Below are 15,575 nucleotides of genomic sequence, written 5' to 3' on the forward strand. Positions count from 1 at the left end.
TGGCGCTGTGCTTACCGGGCCTACGGGAGCTGAATGTAGGCCGGGTAAGGCGTAGCCGCCACCCGGCAGTTACCGCCGACCCAATGGCACCACCAGCGGCGTTCCCGCCACCGGATCGTCAATAATCATGCAGCGCATACCGTAGATCTGCGCGATCAGATCCGGCGTGACAATCTCCTTCGGCGCGCCCTGCGCCACAATCTCACCGTCGCGCAAGGCAATCAGATGCGTCGCGTAGCGGCACGCCTGGTTCAAATCATGGAGCACCGCCGCCAGCGTATACCCTTGGGTGCGGTTCAGCTCGCTCAGCAGCTCCAGCAGGTCAATTTGATGGCTGATATCCAGCCACGTTGTTGGCTCGTCCAGCAGCATAATGGAGGTTTCCTGCGCTAACACCATCGCAATCCACGCGCGCTGGCGCTGGCCCCCGGAAAGGGTGTCGACGCTTTGTTGGGCGAGAGCGGTAATCCCCGTCGCCTGCATCGCGCGGTTTACCGCTTCATCGTCCTCTTTACGCCAGCGGGTAAACAGCGGCTGGTGCGGATAGCGCCCGCGCGAGACCAGTTCCTGCACCGTGATGTCCCCCGGCGTGGTGGCGTTTTGCGCCAGCAGCCCGATGCGCCTGGCCACCTCTTTGCTGGCGAAGCGCTGGATCTGCTCTCCGTCCAGAAACACGCTGCCCTCAACCGGGGTCATCAGGCGGCTCAGCGTGCGCAGCAAGGTTGATTTGCCGCAGCCGTTCGGGCCGATAATCGCCGTGAAGTGGCCGTCCGGAATAACGACGGTTAAATCACGGGCAATGATTTTTTTGCCGTAGCCAAGGGTAAGGTTTTCGCCGCGCAAGCGGGTTGTTGTGTCTGTCATTTCTTGCGTGACTCCTGAACGAGCAAGACGATGAGGTAAATCCCGCCGAGGCTGACGGTTACCACGCCCACCGGCAGTTGATAGGGCATAAACAGCCGCTGGGCGCAGAGATCGGCGGCCAGCAGTAACAGCGATCCGCACAGCGCCGCCTGGGTTAATCCCCAGCGCGCGGTGCCGCTAAGACGCCGGGCGATGTGCGGGGCGACAAGCGCAATAAAGGATATCGGCCCGGCGATGGCGGTGGAGGCGGCGGTCAGTAATACGGCCACCAGCATCAGCATCAGGCGCGAGCGCTCAACGCTCACGCCCAGCGCGCAGGCGCTGTCGTCGCCCATCTCCAGCAGCCGCATGCGGCGCACCAGCAGCAGCGCGCCGATAAACATCAGCAAAATCAACGGCGCGGCGGGCCAGGTTTTGCCCCACGTCAGGCCGTTGAGTGAACCGGCATACCACAGCCCGGCGGAGATCGCGGTGTCCAGCGTGGCCTGCAGTAACAGCCAGGTGTTAAAGGCCATCAGCATGGCGCGCACGCCAATACCGATGATGATCAGGCGGAAGGTATCGATGCCGTTGCGCCAGGCAAGCAGCCAGATAACCAGCGACGTCAGAATACCGCCCGCCATCGCCGTAAAGGTGATGGCTGTCAGGTGCTGGCCGAACAGCACCATCGCCACCAGTACGCCACTCCAGGCTCCGGTATTCAGGCCCATTACGTCCGGGCTGCCGAGCGGGTTGCGCATCAGCGACTGGAAAATCGTGCCGCTGACCCCGAGCGCTGCGCCCACCAGAATCGCCATCGCCACCCGCGGCAGTCGCCATTCGGTGACCACCAGGGTGATATTGCGCGGGGCGCTGCCCGTGAGGGCGTGGAAGACCTGCACGAAATCGAGCGTGACCGCACCGCTTTGCAGGCTCCAGACCGCCAGCATAACCGTGGCGATAACCAGCAGAGATACGCTGGTTATTAAACGACGGGACAGAAGCCTCATGCGCCACCTCCGCGTCTGCGTCGTACCAGGACGATCAGCACCGGCGCGCCGATAAAGGCGCTGACCACCGAAACGCGCAGTTCGCCTGGCACCAGTAGACGGCCGAGCACATCGGCAAACAGCAGCAGGGCCGGGGTGGCAAGCAAGGTGACCGGCAATGACCAGCGGTGATCGGCCCCCACCAGCCAGCGCGCCATGTGCGGCATCATCAGGCCGATAAAGGCAATCGGGCCGACCACGGCGGTCGCGCAGCCGCACAGGACGGTGATGGCGAGCAGGCCAACCAGCTGCGTACGCGCCACGCGGTTGCCGAGTGCGGTCGCGGTGTCGCTGCCAAGACTGAGGCTGTTGAGCGCCCGGCTTAACAACAGCGCCACGGCGGCGGCGATAATGACCGGGAGCGCCACCACTTTCAGCGTGTCGAGAGTACGGATATCCAGCGAGCCGGCCTGCCAGAAGCGCAGCTGGTCGTAGACGTCCGGGTTGAGCAGGGCGATGCCGTTGGATAAGCCTTCCAGCACCGCTGCGAGCGCTACGCCAGCCAGCGTCAGGCGTACTGGGCTTAGCTGTCCGCCGCCCTGGCTGCCGGTAAACGCGACCACCAGCGAGGCGGCCAGCGCGCCGCAAAAGGCCATCACCAGTTGCTCAGAAGGTGACGTCAATCCGAACAGCGCCGCGCCGAGCACGATGGCAAAGCTGGCGCCAGAGTTCACGCCGAGAATACCGGGGTCCGCCAGCGGGTTACGGGTGAGGGTTTGCATCAGGGCCCCGGCAAGACCGAGGGCACCACCGGCCAGCAGTCCGGCGAGGGTTCGGGGCAGACGAGCGTCGAGCACGATAACGCAGTCGGCGCTCTGGCAGCTTCCGGAGAGCGCATCGACAATAACGGATGCGGGCAGGGACTTCGCGCCAACCAGCAGACTGAGTGCAATCGCAAGGATCAACAGCAGCAATAATACGGGCACGGCAATGGCGCGCACCGCAGAAGAGGAAAACGACATAGCAACATCCATGATTTGATAATGATAGTGATTATCGTTATCTATCTTATTTGGCTATGTTAGCATGTGCGCCCATGGAATGGGTAGAAATAGACTCAAGGCTTTGTCATGAATCAAAAATCCTGGCTGCTCAACCTCAGCCTGCTCAAAACGCACCCGGCGTATCGCGCCGTTTTTATCGCGCGCTTTATCTCCATTTTGTCCCTCGGGCTGCTCGGCGTGGCGGTGCCGGTCCAGATCCAGGCCATGACGCACTCCAGCTGGCTGGTGGGGTTATCGGTTACGTTAACCGGCAGCGCAATGTTTATCGGCCTGATGGTCGGCGGCGTGCTGGCGGACCGCTACGAGCGTAAAAAACTGATCCTGCTGGCGCGCGGCACCTGTGGCGTGGGCTTTATCGGGCTGTGTATTAACGCTTTGCTGCCGGAGCCGTCGCTGATGGCAATTTACGCTCTGGGGCTGTGGGACGGTTTTTTTGCCTCGCTAGGCGTGACGGCGCTGCTGGCGGCGACGCCTGCGCTGGTGGGGCGTGAGAATCTGATGCAGGCGGGGGCGATCACCATGCTCACCGTGCGCCTCGGCTCGGTGATTTCGCCGATGGTGGGTGGCCTGCTACTGGCCACCGGCAACGTGGCGTGGAACTACGGGCTGGCGGCGGCGGGAACCTTCATTACCACGTTGACGCTGCTGCGCCTGCCGTTGCTGCCACCTCCGCCGCAGCCGCGTGAGCATCCGCTGAAGTCCCTGATGGCGGCCATTCGTTTTCTGTTCAGCAACCCGCTGATTGGCGGCATTGCGCTGCTCGGTGGCCTGCTGACCATGGCGAGCGCGGTGCGCGTGTTGTACCCGGCGCTGGCGGGCGAGTGGCAGATGAGCGCCTCGGAAATCGGTATTCTCTACGCCGCCATTCCGCTCGGCGCGGCGTGTGGCGCGTTGACCAGCGGTCATCTGGCGCAGAGCGCGCGTCCGGGGCTGATTATGCTGCTTGCTACGCTGGCCTCGTTTGTTGCCATTGGCTTCTTCAGCCTGATGCCGGTGTGGGCGCTCGGGGTGATGTGTCTGACGATCTTTGGCTGGCTGAGCGCCATCAGCTCGCTTTTACAGTACACCCTGATCCAGACCCAGACGCCGGAGGGGATGCTCGGGCGCATTAATGGTTTGTGGACCGCGCAGAACGTGACGGGGGATGCGATCGGTGCGGCGATCCTTGGCGGACTGGGAGCCGTCATGAGCCCGGTGGCCTCGGCGAGCAGCAGCGGGTTAGTGTTAGCCGTTGTTGGCGTGATTTTACTGGCGGTTTTGGTGGAGTTGCGTCGGTTCAGGCAGGAGAGTGCTCCGGTGTGATTTGCCGGGTGGCGGCTGCGCCTTACCCGGCCTACATTTTGCACCCGTAGGCCCGGTAAGCGAAGCGCCACCGGGCGCAGTTATTACCTGAAAATTGCCTCTAAACGCTGTAACACCAACATCGCGCTGTAATAATCCAGGCGGAACGTCTCCGTTCCCAGCGCCCAGACGCGCTTGTTCTGCACAGCTGGCAGGTGCGCCAGCAGCGGGTTGGCGTAGATCGCATCCACGTCTTTCTGGTCGCCGGCAAAGACAAACAGCCCTTCGCCGTTTAGCCCCGTCGCCAGGTTTTCCCCGCCTAGCTGAATAATGTCGTGGCGTTTCCCCTGGCTTTTCGAGGTATGCAACCCGGCAGGCAGGTCCGCCAGCGTAAAGCCCAGCTGGTGCAGAAGCTTGCCCTGGGCCGATTCCGTGGTCCACAGGTTCGCCGTGTGTGCGGCGGCGGTATAGACGATGGCGTTTACTGGCTGCGGCGGCAGCGTCATCTGCTGCTTCACCTGGGCGAGCTGTTCATCAAATGCGGCAATGCGCTCGGCGGCCTGCTTTTCGTGTCCGGTCATCGTGCCCAGCTGCGTCAGCAGTTCCTGCCAGCTTTTGTCGTCGTAGTTGATGATAAGCGTGGGTGCGATGGCCGAGAGCTGATCGTATAGCGCCAGCGCCGAATCCCCTCCGGTGGCGCTGATCAAAATCAGATCCGGCATTTGGGCGGCCACCGCCTCTGCGCTGGGTTCACCAATATACAGCCGCGCAACCTTACGCTGTTTCGCAATGTCTCCCCACTGGCGCAGGAAACCCTGCGCATCCGCGACGCGGTTATTCGGCGTGGTCGCACCGCTGGCGATAACCGGCGCATCAATTGCCAGCAGGGAGCCGGTCAGGGTCACGCTGGTGGAGACAATGCGCGTCGGTTTGTGCTCAAGGGTATGAACGCCACGGCTGTCGGTGACCTGACGCGGCCAGTCGGCGGCAATCGATGAGGTAACGCCTAAAACAAATACGCCTGTTAAAAAAAGGGCATTACGGAAAAGGGCGGGAAGATTCACAGCTCGGCATCCTGTTTTTGTTGAAGATAATGCTTCTCATTTTCATGGTTGCCGGGAAGGGATGCAAGCGTTTGTCGCATAAGTTATTTGTCCGACGGTTGACAGCGGGGCGCTGTGGGATTAGGTTAGCCGACGAAAATATAAATGATAATCATTATTGCTTCTTTTATCGTTTGTGGAGGATGATATGGACACGTCCCTGGCTGAGGAAGTTCAGCACACCGCGACCACGCTGCCATCAGACAGCTTTTTCTTTATGTCGCCTTACCGCAGTTTTACCACCTCCGGCTGTTTTGCCCGCTTCAGTGAACCCGCCGTCGGCGGCGACGATCCGGCAGGTCACTTCCAGCAAAAATTAGCCCTGGCTTTCCGGAATGCGAAAGCCAGCGGCATTGCCCATCCGGTGATGGTGGGTGCCATTCCCTTTGATACCCGCAAGCCGTCGTCGCTGTTTATTCCGCAACGCTGGCAGACCTTTTCCCGTCCTGCGCGTCAGCAATCCGCACGTTATTTCTCCGGTTCACAGGCGCTGAAGGTGCAACAACGCACCGAGATCCCTGCGCAGTCCGTGTTTGAAGAGATGGTCGCGCGTGCAGCGTCGCTCACCGCCACCCCGCAGGTGAACAAGGTGGTGTTGTCGCGCCTGATTGATATCGCGGCTGACAAAAAGCTGGACAGCGGCGCCCTGATAGAGCGCCTTATCGCCCAGAATCCGGCCAGTTTTAACTTCCACGTACCGCTGGAGGACGGGGGCGTGCTGCTCGGCGCCAGCCCGGAACTGCTGCTGCGTAAAGAGGGCGCGCACTTTAGCTCGCTGCCGCTGGCAGGCTCCGCGCGTCGTCAGCCGGACGATGTGCTGGATCGCGAGGCGGGTAATAAGCTGCTGGCGTCCGAAAAAGATCGCCACGAGCACGACCTGGTCACCCAGGCGATGAAAGCGATTCTGGAACCGCGCAGCCATCACCTGAGCATGCCGTCTTCTCCGCAGCTCATTACCACGCCAACGCTGTGGCACCTGGCAACGCCGGTGGAGGGCGAGGCGCGTGAAAACGAGAACGCCCTGACGCTGGCCTGCCTGCTGCACCCGACCCCGGCCCTGAGCGGCTTCCCGCATCAGGCGGCGAAAGCGCTGATTGCCGAGCTGGAACCGTTTGATCGCGAGCTGTTCGGCGGCATCGTCGGCTGGTGCGACAGCGAAGGGAACGGCGAGTGGGTGGTGACCATCCGCTGCGCGCGGCTGCATAAAAATACCGTTCGCCTGTTTGCTGGCGCGGGCATTGTGCCTGCCTCCTCTCCGGTGGGCGAATGGCGTGAAACCGGTGTGAAGCTTTCCACCATGCTCAACGTGTTTGGTTTGCACTAAGGAAGACTGATGACCATTCCCTTTACCCGCTGGCCGGAGGATTTTGCCCGTCGCTACCGAGAAAAAGGCTACTGGCAGGATCTGCCGCTGACCCACATCCTGACGGACCATGCGGACAGCGATGCCGTGGCGATTATCGACGGCGATCGGCGTATCACCTATCGTAACTTTAATCAGGCGGTGAACAACCTCGCGTCCGCACTTCAGGCGCAGGGGCTGCACCGTGGCGAGACCGCACTGGTACAGCTCGGCAACGTGGCCGAGTTCTACATGACCTTCTTTGCGCTGCTGCAAATCGGCGTCGCGCCGGTCAACGCGCTATTTAGCCATCAGCGCAGCGAACTGAACGCCTACGCTATGCAGATCAAACCCGCCGTGCTGATTGCCGATCGCGATCACGCGCTGTTCGCGGACGATGATTTCCTCAACACCTTCGTGGATACGCATCGGTCGGTACGCGTCGTGCTCCTGCGCGGCGATAAGGGCGAACACGCCCTGGACGCGGCGATTGCCCGCCCGGCGGACAACGTCATCCCGAACCCGACGCCCGCCGATGAAGTGGCCTTCTTTCAGCTTTCCGGGGGGAGCACCGGCACGCCGAAACTGATCCCGCGCACGCACAACGATTACGACTACAGCATCCGCCGCAGCAACGAGATTTGCGGCATTACCGCGAAGACCCGTTATCTGAACGCGCTGCCCGCAGCACATAACTACGCCATGAGTTCGCCGGGATCGCTAGGCGTTTTCACGGCGGGTGGCTGTGTGGTGTTAGCGAGCGACCCGAGCGCCACGCTCTGCTTCCCGTTGATTGAACAACATCAGATCAACGTCACCTCGCTGGTGCCACCGGCGGTCAGCCTGTGGTTGCAGGCGATTGCCGACGGCGCGGGGAACGCACAGCTTAAATCTCTCAAGCTCCTGCAGGTGGGCGGTGCGCGCCTTTCCGCCACGCTTGCCGCGCGCATTCCGGCGGAAATCGGCTGTCAGCTTCAGCAGGTGTTTGGCATGGCGGAAGGGCTGGTGAACTACACCGCGCTCGACGACGCGCCGGAACGCATCATCAATACCCAGGGCCGCCCGATGTGTCCGGACGACGAAGTGTGGGTGGCAGATGAACTCGGCAATCCGCTGCCGCGCGGGGAAGTCGGGCGTCTGATGACGCGCGGGCCGTACACCTTCCGCGGCTATTTTAACAGCCCGGAACACAACGCCAGCGCTTTCGACGCAGAGGGTTTTTACTGCTCCGGCGATCTGATCGCCATCGACGAGCAGGGCTATATCACCGTGCAGGGGCGCGAGAAAGATCAGATCAACCGCGGCGGAGAGAAGATCGCCGCGGAAGAGATCGAAAACCTGCTGCTGCGCCATGAGTCGGTGATCCACGCCGCGCTGGTGAGCATGGAGGACAGCCTGCTGGGCGAAAAGAGCTGCGCGTATCTGGTGGTGAAAAAGCCCCTGCGCGCGGTCGAGGTGCGCCGCTTCCTCCGCGAGGAGGGCGTTGCCGAGTTTAAACTGCCGGACCGCGTGGAGAGCGTGGATGCGCTCCCGCTGACGCCGGTCGGCAAAGTCGATAAGAAACAGTTGCGCCTGTGGCTGGCTGAACGGGCACAGGGCTGAGGAACAGAGTATGGCCATTCCAAAATTAACCGCTTACGCGCTGCCGACCGCTGCAGAACTGCCAGCCAATAAAGTGAACTGGGCGTTCGAGCCAGAACGTGCCGCGCTGCTGATCCACGACATGCAGGAGTATTTCCTGAATTTCTGGGGCGAAAACAGCGCCATGATGCAACAGGTGGTCGCGAATATCGCCAGACTTCGCGCGTACTGCAAAGCGCACAATATTCCGGTGTACTACACCGCGCAGCCAAAAGAGCAGAGCGATGAGGACCGCGCCCTGCTGAACGACATGTGGGGGCCGGGCCTGACCCGCTCGCCGGACCAGCAGCGTATTGTGGCCGAACTGACGCCGGACGAAGCGGACACCGTGCTGGTGAAGTGGCGCTATAGCGCGTTCCATCGTTCGCCGCTGGAGCAGATGCTGAAAGAGACCGGCCGCAACCAGCTGCTGATTACCGGCGTGTACGCCCACATCGGCTGTATGACCACCGCGACCGATGCCTTTATGCGCGACATCAAGCCGTTCTTTATCGCCGACGCGCTGGCGGATTTCACCCGCGACGAGCACCTGATGTCCCTCAACTACGTTGCCGGGCGTTCAGGCCGCGTGGTGATGACCGACGAGCTGCTGCCGTCCATTCCGGCATCGAAAACGGCGCTGCGCGCGCTGATCCTGCCGCTGCTGGACGAGTCCGATGAGCCGATGGATGACGAAAACCTGATCGACTATGGTCTGGACTCGGTGCGCATGATGGCGCTGGCCGCCCGCTGGCGCAAAGTGCATGGCGATATCGACTTCGTGATGCTGGCCAAAAATCCTACCCTCGACGCCTGGTGGGCGCTGCTCTCCCGCGAGGTGAAGTGATGGCGGGATTTGATTTCAGCGGCAAAACCGTCTGGGTGACGGGCGCGGGGAAGGGGATTGGCTACGCGACGGCGCTGGCGTTTGTTGACGCGGGCGCGCAGGTGACCGGGTTCGATCTGGCCTTCCCGCAGGACGATTATCCGTTTGCCACCGAAACGCTGGATGTAGCGAATGCCGCGCAGGTGAGTAACCTGTGCGGGCGTTTGCTCAGCACTCTTGAGCGGCTCGACGTGCTGGTCAACGCGGCGGGTATTCTGCGTATGGGGGCGACGGACCAGCTCTCGCAGGAGGACTGGCAGCAGACCTTCGCGGTTAACGTTGGCGGCGCGTTCAACCTGTTCCAGCAGACGATGGGCCAGTTTCGCCGTCAGCAGGGCGGGGCGATCGTCACCGTCGCCTCTGACGCGGCACATACGCCGCGTATCGGGATGAGCGCCTACGGCGCCTCGAAAGCGGCACTGAAAAGCCTCGCCCTGACCGTCGGCCTGGAGCTGGCGGGCAGCGGCGTACGCTGTAACCTGGTGTCGCCGGGGTCAACGGACACCGATATGCAGCGCACCCTTTGGACAAACGACGATGCACAGCAGCAGCGCATTCGCGGTTTTGGCGAGCAGTTCAAGCTTGGTATTCCGCTTGGCAAAATCGCCCGTCCGCAGGAGATTGCCAGTACCGTGCTGTTCCTTGCCTCCGATGCCGCCAGCCATATCACTCTGCAGGATATCGTGGTGGACGGCGGCTCCACGCTGGGGGCGTAAATGATCTGGAAACGTCATTTATCGCTCGACGAGCTGAACGCGACCAGCATGAACACCCTGGTGGCGCATGTGGGCATCGTCTATACCCGCCTCGGCGACGACACGCTCGAGGCCGAGATGCCGGTGGATGCGCGTACCCATCAGCCGTTTGGCCTGCTGCACGGCGGCGCCTCAGCCGCGCTGGCGGAAACGCTGGGGTCGATGGCCGGATTTCTGATGACCCGTGACGGGCAAAGCGTCGTGGGCACCGAACTGAACGCCACACACCACCGTGCCGTGGCGCAGGGAAAGGTGCGTGGGGTGTGCCAGCCGCTGCATCTGGGGAGAACAAACCAGAGCTGGGAAATCGTGGTTTTCGACGAGCAGGGACGACGATGCTGTACCTGCAGGTTGAGTACGATGGTGTTGGGGTAAGTCATTTAGCTGAAAGTGATCGGCTTAACACTGTGGTGTAAATCTCTGGTTTGACCACACATTATTGCGTTTCAGAGTTGTTAAATATTTGCCGTTGTTCTAGAAACAAAATGTAACATCTCACTGTTTCACAACAACGGATAACCACAATGAACAACTCAGGGAAATACCTTACATGGGCAGGGCTCTCCGTTGTGGGAGCTTTTGCCCTGGGCTATATCGCCCTCAACCGGGGGGAACAGATCAATGCGCTCTGGATCGTTGTCGCCTCCGTCTGCATTTATCTGATCGCGTATCGTTTTTATGGCCGCTATATCGCGAAAACCGTCCTGGGCGTTGATGCGACGCGCATGACGCCTGCCGTACGTCATAATGACGGTCTGGACTACGTCCCGACCGACAAAAAAGTGCTGTTCGGTCACCATTTTGCGGCGATTGCCGGGGCGGGTCCACTGGTAGGACCGGTGCTGGCGGCCCAGATGGGCTACCTGCCCGGGATGATCTGGATCCTCGCGGGCGTGGTGCTGGCGGGCGCGGTGCAGGACTTTATGGTGCTGTTCGTCTCCACTCGCCGCGACGGCCGTTCACTGGGTGAGCTGGTGAAAGAGGAGATGGGCGCAACCGCCGGGGTGATTGCCCTGGTGGCGACCTTTATGATCATGGTGATCATTCTCGCGGTGCTGGCGATGATTGTGGTGAAAGCGCTGACCCACAGTCCGTGGGGGACGTACACCGTCGCGTTCACCATACCGCTGGCGCTGTTTATGGGGATCTACATTCGCTACCTGCGCCCGGGCCGCATTGGTGAAGTGTCGGTGATTGGCCTGGTGTTCCTGGTCTTCGCCATTATTTCCGGCGGCTGGGTGGCGGAAAGCCCGATCTGGGCACCGTTCTTCGACTTTACCGGTATACAGCTGACCTGGATGCTGGTGGGGTATGGCTTTGTGGCAGCGGTACTGCCGGTGTGGCTGCTGCTGGCCCCGCGTGACTACCTCTCTACGTTCCTGAAAATCGGTACCATCGTCGGGCTGGCGATCGGCATTCTGATTATGCGTCCGACCCTGACCATGCCTGCGCTGACTAAGTTCATCGACGGTACCGGCCCGGTCTGGACGGGCAATCTGTTCCCGTTCCTGTTTATCACCATCGCCTGCGGTGCGGTGTCTGGTTTCCACGCGCTGATTGCCTCCGGGACCACGCCGAAGATGCTGGCGAATGAAAATCAGGCCTGCCTGATTGGCTACGGCGGCATGCTGATGGAATCCTTCGTCGCCATTATGGCGCTGGTTTCCGCCTGTATTATCGACCCGGGCGTCTACTTCGCGATGAACAGCCCGATGGCGGTACTGGCCCCGGCCGGGACCGTTGACGTCGTGGCGTCTGCTGCGCAGGTGGTCAGCGGCTGGGGCTTTGCGATTACCCCTGAAACGTTGACGCATATCGCTAATGAGGTGGGCGAGCAGTCAATTATCTCCCGTGCGGGTGGTGCGCCAACGCTGGCGGTGGGTATGGCCTACATTCTCCACGGTGCGCTGGGTGGGCTGATGGACGTGTCGTTCTGGTATCACTTCGCCATTCTGTTCGAGGCGCTGTTTATCCTGACGGCGGTGGATGCCGGTACGCGTGCGGCGCGCTTTATGCTGCAGGATCTGCTGGGGGTGATCTCCCCGAACCTGAAGCGTACTGATTCGCTCCCGGCAAACCTGCTGGCGACGGCGCTGTGCGTGCTGGCGTGGGGCTACTTCCTGCATCAGGGCGTGGTGGATCCGCTCGGTGGCATTAACACGCTCTGGCCGCTGTTCGGTATCGCTAACCAGATGCTGGCAGGCATGGCGCTGATGCTCTGCGCGGTGGTGCTGTTCAAAATGAAGCGCCAGCGCTATGCGTGGGTGGCGCTGGTGCCGACCGCGTGGCTGCTGATCTGTACCCTGACGGCAGGCTGGCAGAAAGCCTTCAGCCCGGATAACAAAGTGGGCTTCCTGGCGATTGCCAATAAGTTCCAGGCGATGATCGACAGCGGCAAGATCCCGGCGCAGTACACCGAGTCTCAGCTGTCGCAGCTGGTGTTTAATAACCGTCTGGATGCCGGGCTGACCATCTTCTTTATGGTGGTGGTCGTGGTGCTGGCGTTGTATTCTCTTAAAACCGCGCTGGCAGCATTGAAAGTGGATAAGCCAACGGCGAAAGAGACACCGTATGAGCCAATGCCTGAAAACCTGGAAGAGATTGTCACCCAGGCGAAAGGGGCGCATTAACCAGTGTGCCGGGTGGCGCTAGCGCTTACCCGGCCTACATTTTCTGTGAGACCAGAACGATGTTCGACACCCTCTCCAAAGCAGGTAAGTACCTGGGCCAGGCCGCCAAAATGATGATTGGTGTGCCGGACTACGACAACTACGTTGAACATATGCGCGTCAACCATCCGGACCAGACGCCCATGACCTATGAAGCCTTTTTCCGCGACCGCCAGGACGCCCGCTACGGCGGCAAGGGCGGGGCGAAGTGCTGTTAACCCTCTTTTGGTAAATAGAGGCTGATCTGCTCCTGCTTGCAGCCGTAAATTGCCGCCAGCTTTTCGCGGGTACGTTTTTGCGGGCGGGAGTCCAGCGCTTCCAGCTGTGAGACGGCGGACTGGGTGATGCCGAGTTTCTGCGCCACCTCCTGCTGGGATAACCCGCAATGGATGCGCCACGCGGCCTGCAGGCTGACGTTCTCGTTATGCATGATGTCGCACACTTCCCCCGGTAAACCTACGTCATCATAACAATCGTGTTCGACTTCAATATCCTCCAGATCATCGTCGGTTTCGTCGTCGATTTCTGCCATCTGTAAGCACATACGAAAGTATTCATCATAGGGAATAACCACGTACTGCGTTTTTCCGTCATCGTCCTTAATTAGCTGAACAGCCATAGGGGGCTTTCTCCTCGTGAAGGTAGGTCGTTGATGTTCTGCGCTTGACGGCCAAAACATAACAATGTTTATCGGGATCGTCCCGAAGTGTAATCAGAATGCGGTAATCGCCAACGCGTAGCCGGAAATGATTTTCTGTCGCCGATATTTTTTTGATATCGGGCTGGGGAGCTGAGCGATCGTCTAGCTCAGAAAGTTTAACTTTGATTCTTCGCTGATATCGGCCATCGATTTTGGAAAACTCTTTCTTTGCATTCTTTGACCAGACAATCTTCATCCGTACCTCCACTGTACGCCCACACAAAATATAAGGAAATAATAAGACTATTAGATAAAATCCGAATTTCTAATGGGGTACTGTAGAGCGGCGAAAAACCGCGAGAAAGCGGCAAAACGCAAACCGTCGAGGCGGCCCGGAAGCGCCTCTGCCGGGTGACAGAGGCTTGCAGAAAATATGCGTTCAGGCGTTCAAACCGCCGTCCACGTCCAGACCGGTACCGGAGATCTGCCCGGCGGCCGGGCTGGCAAGGAAAGTGACTGCCGCCGCGATGTCTTCCGGCTGACCGTAATGGCCGACCGCAATCATCTGGCGCTGGGCTTCCGCCTGTTCGCCGTCCTCCGGGTTCATATCGCTGTTGGTCGGGCCGGGATGCACCAGGTTGACGGTGATGCCGCGCGGGCCGAGATCGCGCGCCAGGCCGCGGGTAAGAGAGTTGAGAGCCGACTTGGTCATGGAGTAAACGGCAATACCGGGCATGGCCACGCGGTTTGCCAGGCAGCTGCCGATGTTAATGATGCGCCCGCCGTCAGACATGTGCACCAGCGCTTCCTGAATGGCGATCACCACGCCGCGGATGTTGACGTTGATCAGGGCGTCAATGTCAGCCAGCGTCATGGACTCCAGCGGGCCACCGCGCGCGATCCCGGCGTTGTTGACCAGAATGTCCAGCCCGCCGAGCGCGCGCGCCGCATGGGTGACGGCATCCTGAATCGCCTGCGCGCTGGCGCTGTCAGCCTGTACGGCTTCACCGTATCGGCCAAGCGCTTTTATCTCATCGGCGACCGCCTGGGCTTTATCGGCTGATTTTTCATACGTTATAACCACATCGGCACCGGCGCGGGCCAGCGACAGGGCTATCGCACGGCCCAACCCACGGCTGGCGCCGGTAACCAGCGCTTTCTTACCTGTTAAATCGATCTGCATGATGACCTCGTTGCGAGAGAGTGGTGAGAATCATCATTAGGTATAGACGGTCGGCGCATTTAACGGGGGAATGTTTCCACCTTCTCAAACGCGGCGCGCAGAACGTCAGGGGTTAACTCAACGGGCAGATAATGAATCGACTCCACCGGACGCAGAGTGTGGGTAATAACCTTATCCAGCGCGTCGCGGTTATTAATATCAACGTCCAGTTCGCGTAGCCGGGTCGGCAGGTTAAAGCGTTGATAGGCCGCCACCAGCTGCGCCAGCACGTCGTCCTGGCCGAGCAGGGCGCTTTGCACCAGAATGCCGTAGGCCACCTTGGTGCCGTGCAGGTATTTTTCCGTCTGCGGCAGCACGGTTAACCCGTTATGTACGGCATGCGCCGCCGCCACGCGGGTGTAGCGCTCGCCCAGACCGCCGACCATTCCACCGCCGGCAACGATCGCATCCACTACGTCCCGGAACGCCTGCGATAACTCGCCACGCTGTTGGTCTGCCAGCGCTTCCTCGCTGCGTTCCAGCAGCACGTCGCGGATCGCCAGCGCGCTGTTGATGCCCAGCCGCACGGTCAGGGGCAGGTTTTCCGGCTCAGGTGCCAACACAACCGCTTCGTACCACTTCGCCAGCGTGTCGCCGATGCCCGCCAGCAGGTATTCCGCCGGGGCATTGAGAACGATCTGCGGCTCCACCAGCACCAGGAAGTTCGCGTCGTCGAAAATCTCAAACTGCAGCGCCTGGCCTTCATCGTTATACCAGACGGAGAGCGGGGTCCACGCCGCGCAGGTCGCGGCGATGGTGGGGATGCCCACGAACGGTACACCTGAACGGCGCGCCACGGCTTTGACGGTATCCATCACCGCGCCGCCGCCGATGCCTATCACCACGCTGACGTCGCTGCCGGCTTCATTCACCAGGTGGCTGACGTCGCGCTCGCTGCAGTGGCCCTTAAACAGCAGGTGTTTTGCCCCCGGCGCGTCAAAGCTCGCTGGCAGGAAAGGGCGCGCGGCTTCGATGGCGCGCTCGCCGTAAATCCACACCGCGCGGGAAAGCTGCTCTGGCGTGAAGAAATCATTGAGATGCACAAGGCTGCCTGGGTGGGAGAAGTAGTTCGCCGGGCCGGGCACGACGCGGATATCGGTATTGCTCATGGTGTTGTCCTTTTTTAGCACGCGCTAACCCGATGTTATGTCTGGACATCCG

The 15,575-nt window shown here is 60.7% G+C and carries 16 protein-coding genes; 8 read left to right on the forward strand and 8 right to left on the reverse strand.

The genetic code is table 11. The features are described from left to right. Positions 1–69: 69 nt before the first annotated feature. Genes fepC through fepD form a run of 3 tightly spaced genes read right to left on the reverse strand, consistent with a single transcriptional unit; the run spans position 70 to position 2,854 of the window. A complete protein-coding gene (gene fepC / locus ACMGGM_RS19135; RefSeq protein ID WP_014882945.1) occupies positions 70–864 on the reverse strand; it encodes an iron-enterobactin ABC transporter ATP-binding protein in 795 nt (264 codons plus the stop codon). Then, positions 861–1,853, reverse strand: coding sequence for an iron-enterobactin ABC transporter permease (gene fepG / locus ACMGGM_RS19140; protein ID WP_414149064.1), 993 nt, complete (start codon positions 1,851–1,853; stop codon positions 861–863). The genes fepC and fepG overlap by 4 nt, the downstream gene beginning before the upstream one ends. After that, the gene (gene fepD / locus ACMGGM_RS19145; RefSeq protein ID WP_014882947.1) at positions 1,850–2,854 is read right to left on the reverse strand and encodes a Fe(3+)-siderophore ABC transporter permease; all 1,005 of its coding nucleotides are present in this window, start codon (positions 2,852–2,854) and stop codon (positions 1,850–1,852) included. The genes fepG and fepD overlap by 4 nt, the downstream gene beginning before the upstream one ends. Positions 2,855–2,962: 108 nt before the next feature. Between fepD and entS the strand changes: the two genes are divergently transcribed. Next, positions 2,963–4,198 (forward strand): enterobactin transporter EntS, encoded by a 1,236-nt coding sequence (entS, locus tag ACMGGM_RS19150; RefSeq protein ID WP_014882948.1) that lies wholly within the window; start codon positions 2,963–2,965, stop codon positions 4,196–4,198. 83 nt (positions 4,199–4,281) lie between these two features. Here entS and fepB read toward each other — a convergent pair whose 3' ends face one another. Continuing rightward, positions 4,282–5,241 (reverse strand): Fe2+-enterobactin ABC transporter substrate-binding protein, encoded by a 960-nt coding sequence (gene fepB / locus ACMGGM_RS19155; protein ID WP_014882949.1) that lies wholly within the window; start codon positions 5,239–5,241, stop codon positions 4,282–4,284. Between the two features lie 187 nt (positions 5,242–5,428). Between fepB and entC the strand changes: the two genes are divergently transcribed. The 7 genes from entC (at position 5,429) to ACMGGM_RS19190 (ending at position 12,770) form a co-directional block, all read left to right on the forward strand. Beyond that, positions 5,429–6,604: an isochorismate synthase EntC gene (gene entC, locus ACMGGM_RS19160; RefSeq protein WP_014882950.1), complete on the forward strand. Its 1,176-nt coding sequence runs from the start codon at positions 5,429–5,431 to the stop codon at positions 6,602–6,604. A 9-nt stretch (positions 6,605–6,613) separates the two neighbouring features. Further along, complete coding sequence (gene entE, locus ACMGGM_RS19165) at positions 6,614–8,224, forward strand: (2,3-dihydroxybenzoyl)adenylate synthase EntE (protein ID WP_014882951.1); 1,611 nt, start codon at positions 6,614–6,616, stop codon at positions 8,222–8,224. A 10-nt stretch (positions 8,225–8,234) separates the two neighbouring features. Continuing rightward, positions 8,235–9,089 carry an isochorismatase gene (locus ACMGGM_RS19170; protein ID WP_014882952.1) on the forward strand — a complete coding sequence of 285 codons (855 nt, stop codon included), beginning with the start codon at positions 8,235–8,237 and terminating at the stop codon, positions 9,087–9,089. Then, on the forward strand, positions 9,089–9,844 hold the full coding sequence (gene entA / locus ACMGGM_RS19175) for a 2,3-dihydro-2,3-dihydroxybenzoate dehydrogenase EntA (RefSeq protein ID WP_014882953.1): 756 nt from the start codon (positions 9,089–9,091) through the stop codon (positions 9,842–9,844). Before ACMGGM_RS19170 ends, entA begins: the two co-directional genes overlap by 1 nt. Further along, on the forward strand, positions 9,845–10,258 hold the full coding sequence (gene entH / locus ACMGGM_RS19180) for a proofreading thioesterase EntH (RefSeq protein ID WP_014882954.1): 414 nt from the start codon (positions 9,845–9,847) through the stop codon (positions 10,256–10,258). Positions 10,259–10,407: 149 nt separating this feature from the next. Then, a complete protein-coding gene (gene cstA, locus ACMGGM_RS19185) occupies positions 10,408–12,513 on the forward strand; it encodes a pyruvate/proton symporter CstA (RefSeq protein WP_014882955.1) in 2,106 nt (701 codons plus the stop codon). A gap of 59 nt (positions 12,514–12,572) precedes the next feature. Further along, positions 12,573–12,770 (forward strand): YbdD/YjiX family protein, encoded by a 198-nt coding sequence (locus ACMGGM_RS19190; RefSeq protein ID WP_014169079.1) that lies wholly within the window; start codon positions 12,573–12,575, stop codon positions 12,768–12,770. Here the strand turns inward: ACMGGM_RS19190 and ACMGGM_RS19195 are convergent. The 4 genes from ACMGGM_RS19195 to ACMGGM_RS19210 form a co-directional block, all read right to left on the reverse strand. Continuing rightward, positions 12,767–13,171 (reverse strand): helix-turn-helix domain-containing protein, encoded by a 405-nt coding sequence (locus ACMGGM_RS19195; RefSeq protein ID WP_014882956.1) that lies wholly within the window; start codon positions 13,169–13,171, stop codon positions 12,767–12,769. The two genes, ACMGGM_RS19190 and ACMGGM_RS19195, sit on opposite strands and share 4 nt — an antisense overlap. Further along, positions 13,152–13,448: a type II toxin-antitoxin system RelE family toxin gene (locus ACMGGM_RS19200; RefSeq protein ID WP_014882957.1), complete on the reverse strand. Its 297-nt coding sequence runs from the start codon at positions 13,446–13,448 to the stop codon at positions 13,152–13,154. The genes ACMGGM_RS19195 and ACMGGM_RS19200 overlap by 20 nt, the downstream gene beginning before the upstream one ends. A 183-nt stretch (positions 13,449–13,631) precedes the next feature. After that, complete coding sequence (locus tag ACMGGM_RS19205; RefSeq protein WP_014882958.1) at positions 13,632–14,375, reverse strand: SDR family NAD(P)-dependent oxidoreductase; 744 nt, start codon at positions 14,373–14,375, stop codon at positions 13,632–13,634. Positions 14,376–14,434: 59 nt separating this feature from the next. Continuing rightward, a complete protein-coding gene (locus ACMGGM_RS19210) occupies positions 14,435–15,523 on the reverse strand; it encodes an oxidoreductase (RefSeq protein ID WP_014882959.1) in 1,089 nt (362 codons plus the stop codon). Positions 15,524–15,575: the final 52 nt, after the last annotated feature.

It is taken from the genome of Enterobacter sp. BNK-14, from assembly GCF_047456095.1.
Lineage (GTDB): Bacteria > Pseudomonadota > Gammaproteobacteria > Enterobacterales > Enterobacteriaceae > Enterobacter > Enterobacter kobei.

Excerpts from the sequence above, each read along its gene's own strand:
- ACMGGM_RS19200 (WP_014882957.1), bottom strand. The coding sequence starts at position 13,448 with ATGAAGATTGTCTGGTCAAAGAATGCAAAGAAAGAGTTTTCCAAAATC.
- ACMGGM_RS19205 (WP_014882958.1), bottom strand. The coding sequence starts at position 14,375 with ATGCAGATCGATTTAACAGGTAAGAAAGCGCTGGTTACCGGCGCCAGC.
- entC (WP_014882950.1), top strand. The coding sequence starts at position 5,429 with ATGGACACGTCCCTGGCTGAGGAAGTTCAGCACACCGCGACCACGCTG.
- fepG (WP_414149064.1), bottom strand. The coding sequence starts at position 1,853 with ATGAGGCTTCTGTCCCGTCGTTTAATAACCAGCGTATCTCTGCTGGTT.
- ACMGGM_RS19195 (WP_014882956.1), bottom strand. The coding sequence starts at position 13,171 with ATGGCTGTTCAGCTAATTAAGGACGATGACGGAAAAACGCAGTACGTG.
- fepD (WP_014882947.1), bottom strand. The coding sequence starts at position 2,854 with ATGTCGTTTTCCTCTTCTGCGGTGCGCGCCATTGCCGTGCCCGTATTA.
- fepC (WP_014882945.1), bottom strand. The coding sequence starts at position 864 with ATGACAGACACAACAACCCGCTTGCGCGGCGAAAACCTTACCCTTGGC.
- ACMGGM_RS19190 (WP_014169079.1), top strand. The coding sequence starts at position 12,573 with ATGTTCGACACCCTCTCCAAAGCAGGTAAGTACCTGGGCCAGGCCGCC.
- entH (WP_014882954.1), top strand. The coding sequence starts at position 9,845 with ATGATCTGGAAACGTCATTTATCGCTCGACGAGCTGAACGCGACCAGC.
- ACMGGM_RS19170 (WP_014882952.1), top strand. The coding sequence starts at position 8,235 with ATGGCCATTCCAAAATTAACCGCTTACGCGCTGCCGACCGCTGCAGAA.
- entA (WP_014882953.1), top strand. The coding sequence starts at position 9,089 with ATGGCGGGATTTGATTTCAGCGGCAAAACCGTCTGGGTGACGGGCGCG.
- ACMGGM_RS19210 (WP_014882959.1), bottom strand. The coding sequence starts at position 15,523 with ATGAGCAATACCGATATCCGCGTCGTGCCCGGCCCGGCGAACTACTTC.
- cstA (WP_014882955.1), top strand. The coding sequence starts at position 10,408 with ATGAACAACTCAGGGAAATACCTTACATGGGCAGGGCTCTCCGTTGTG.
- entE (WP_014882951.1), top strand. The coding sequence starts at position 6,614 with ATGACCATTCCCTTTACCCGCTGGCCGGAGGATTTTGCCCGTCGCTAC.
- entS (WP_014882948.1), top strand. The coding sequence starts at position 2,963 with ATGAATCAAAAATCCTGGCTGCTCAACCTCAGCCTGCTCAAAACGCAC.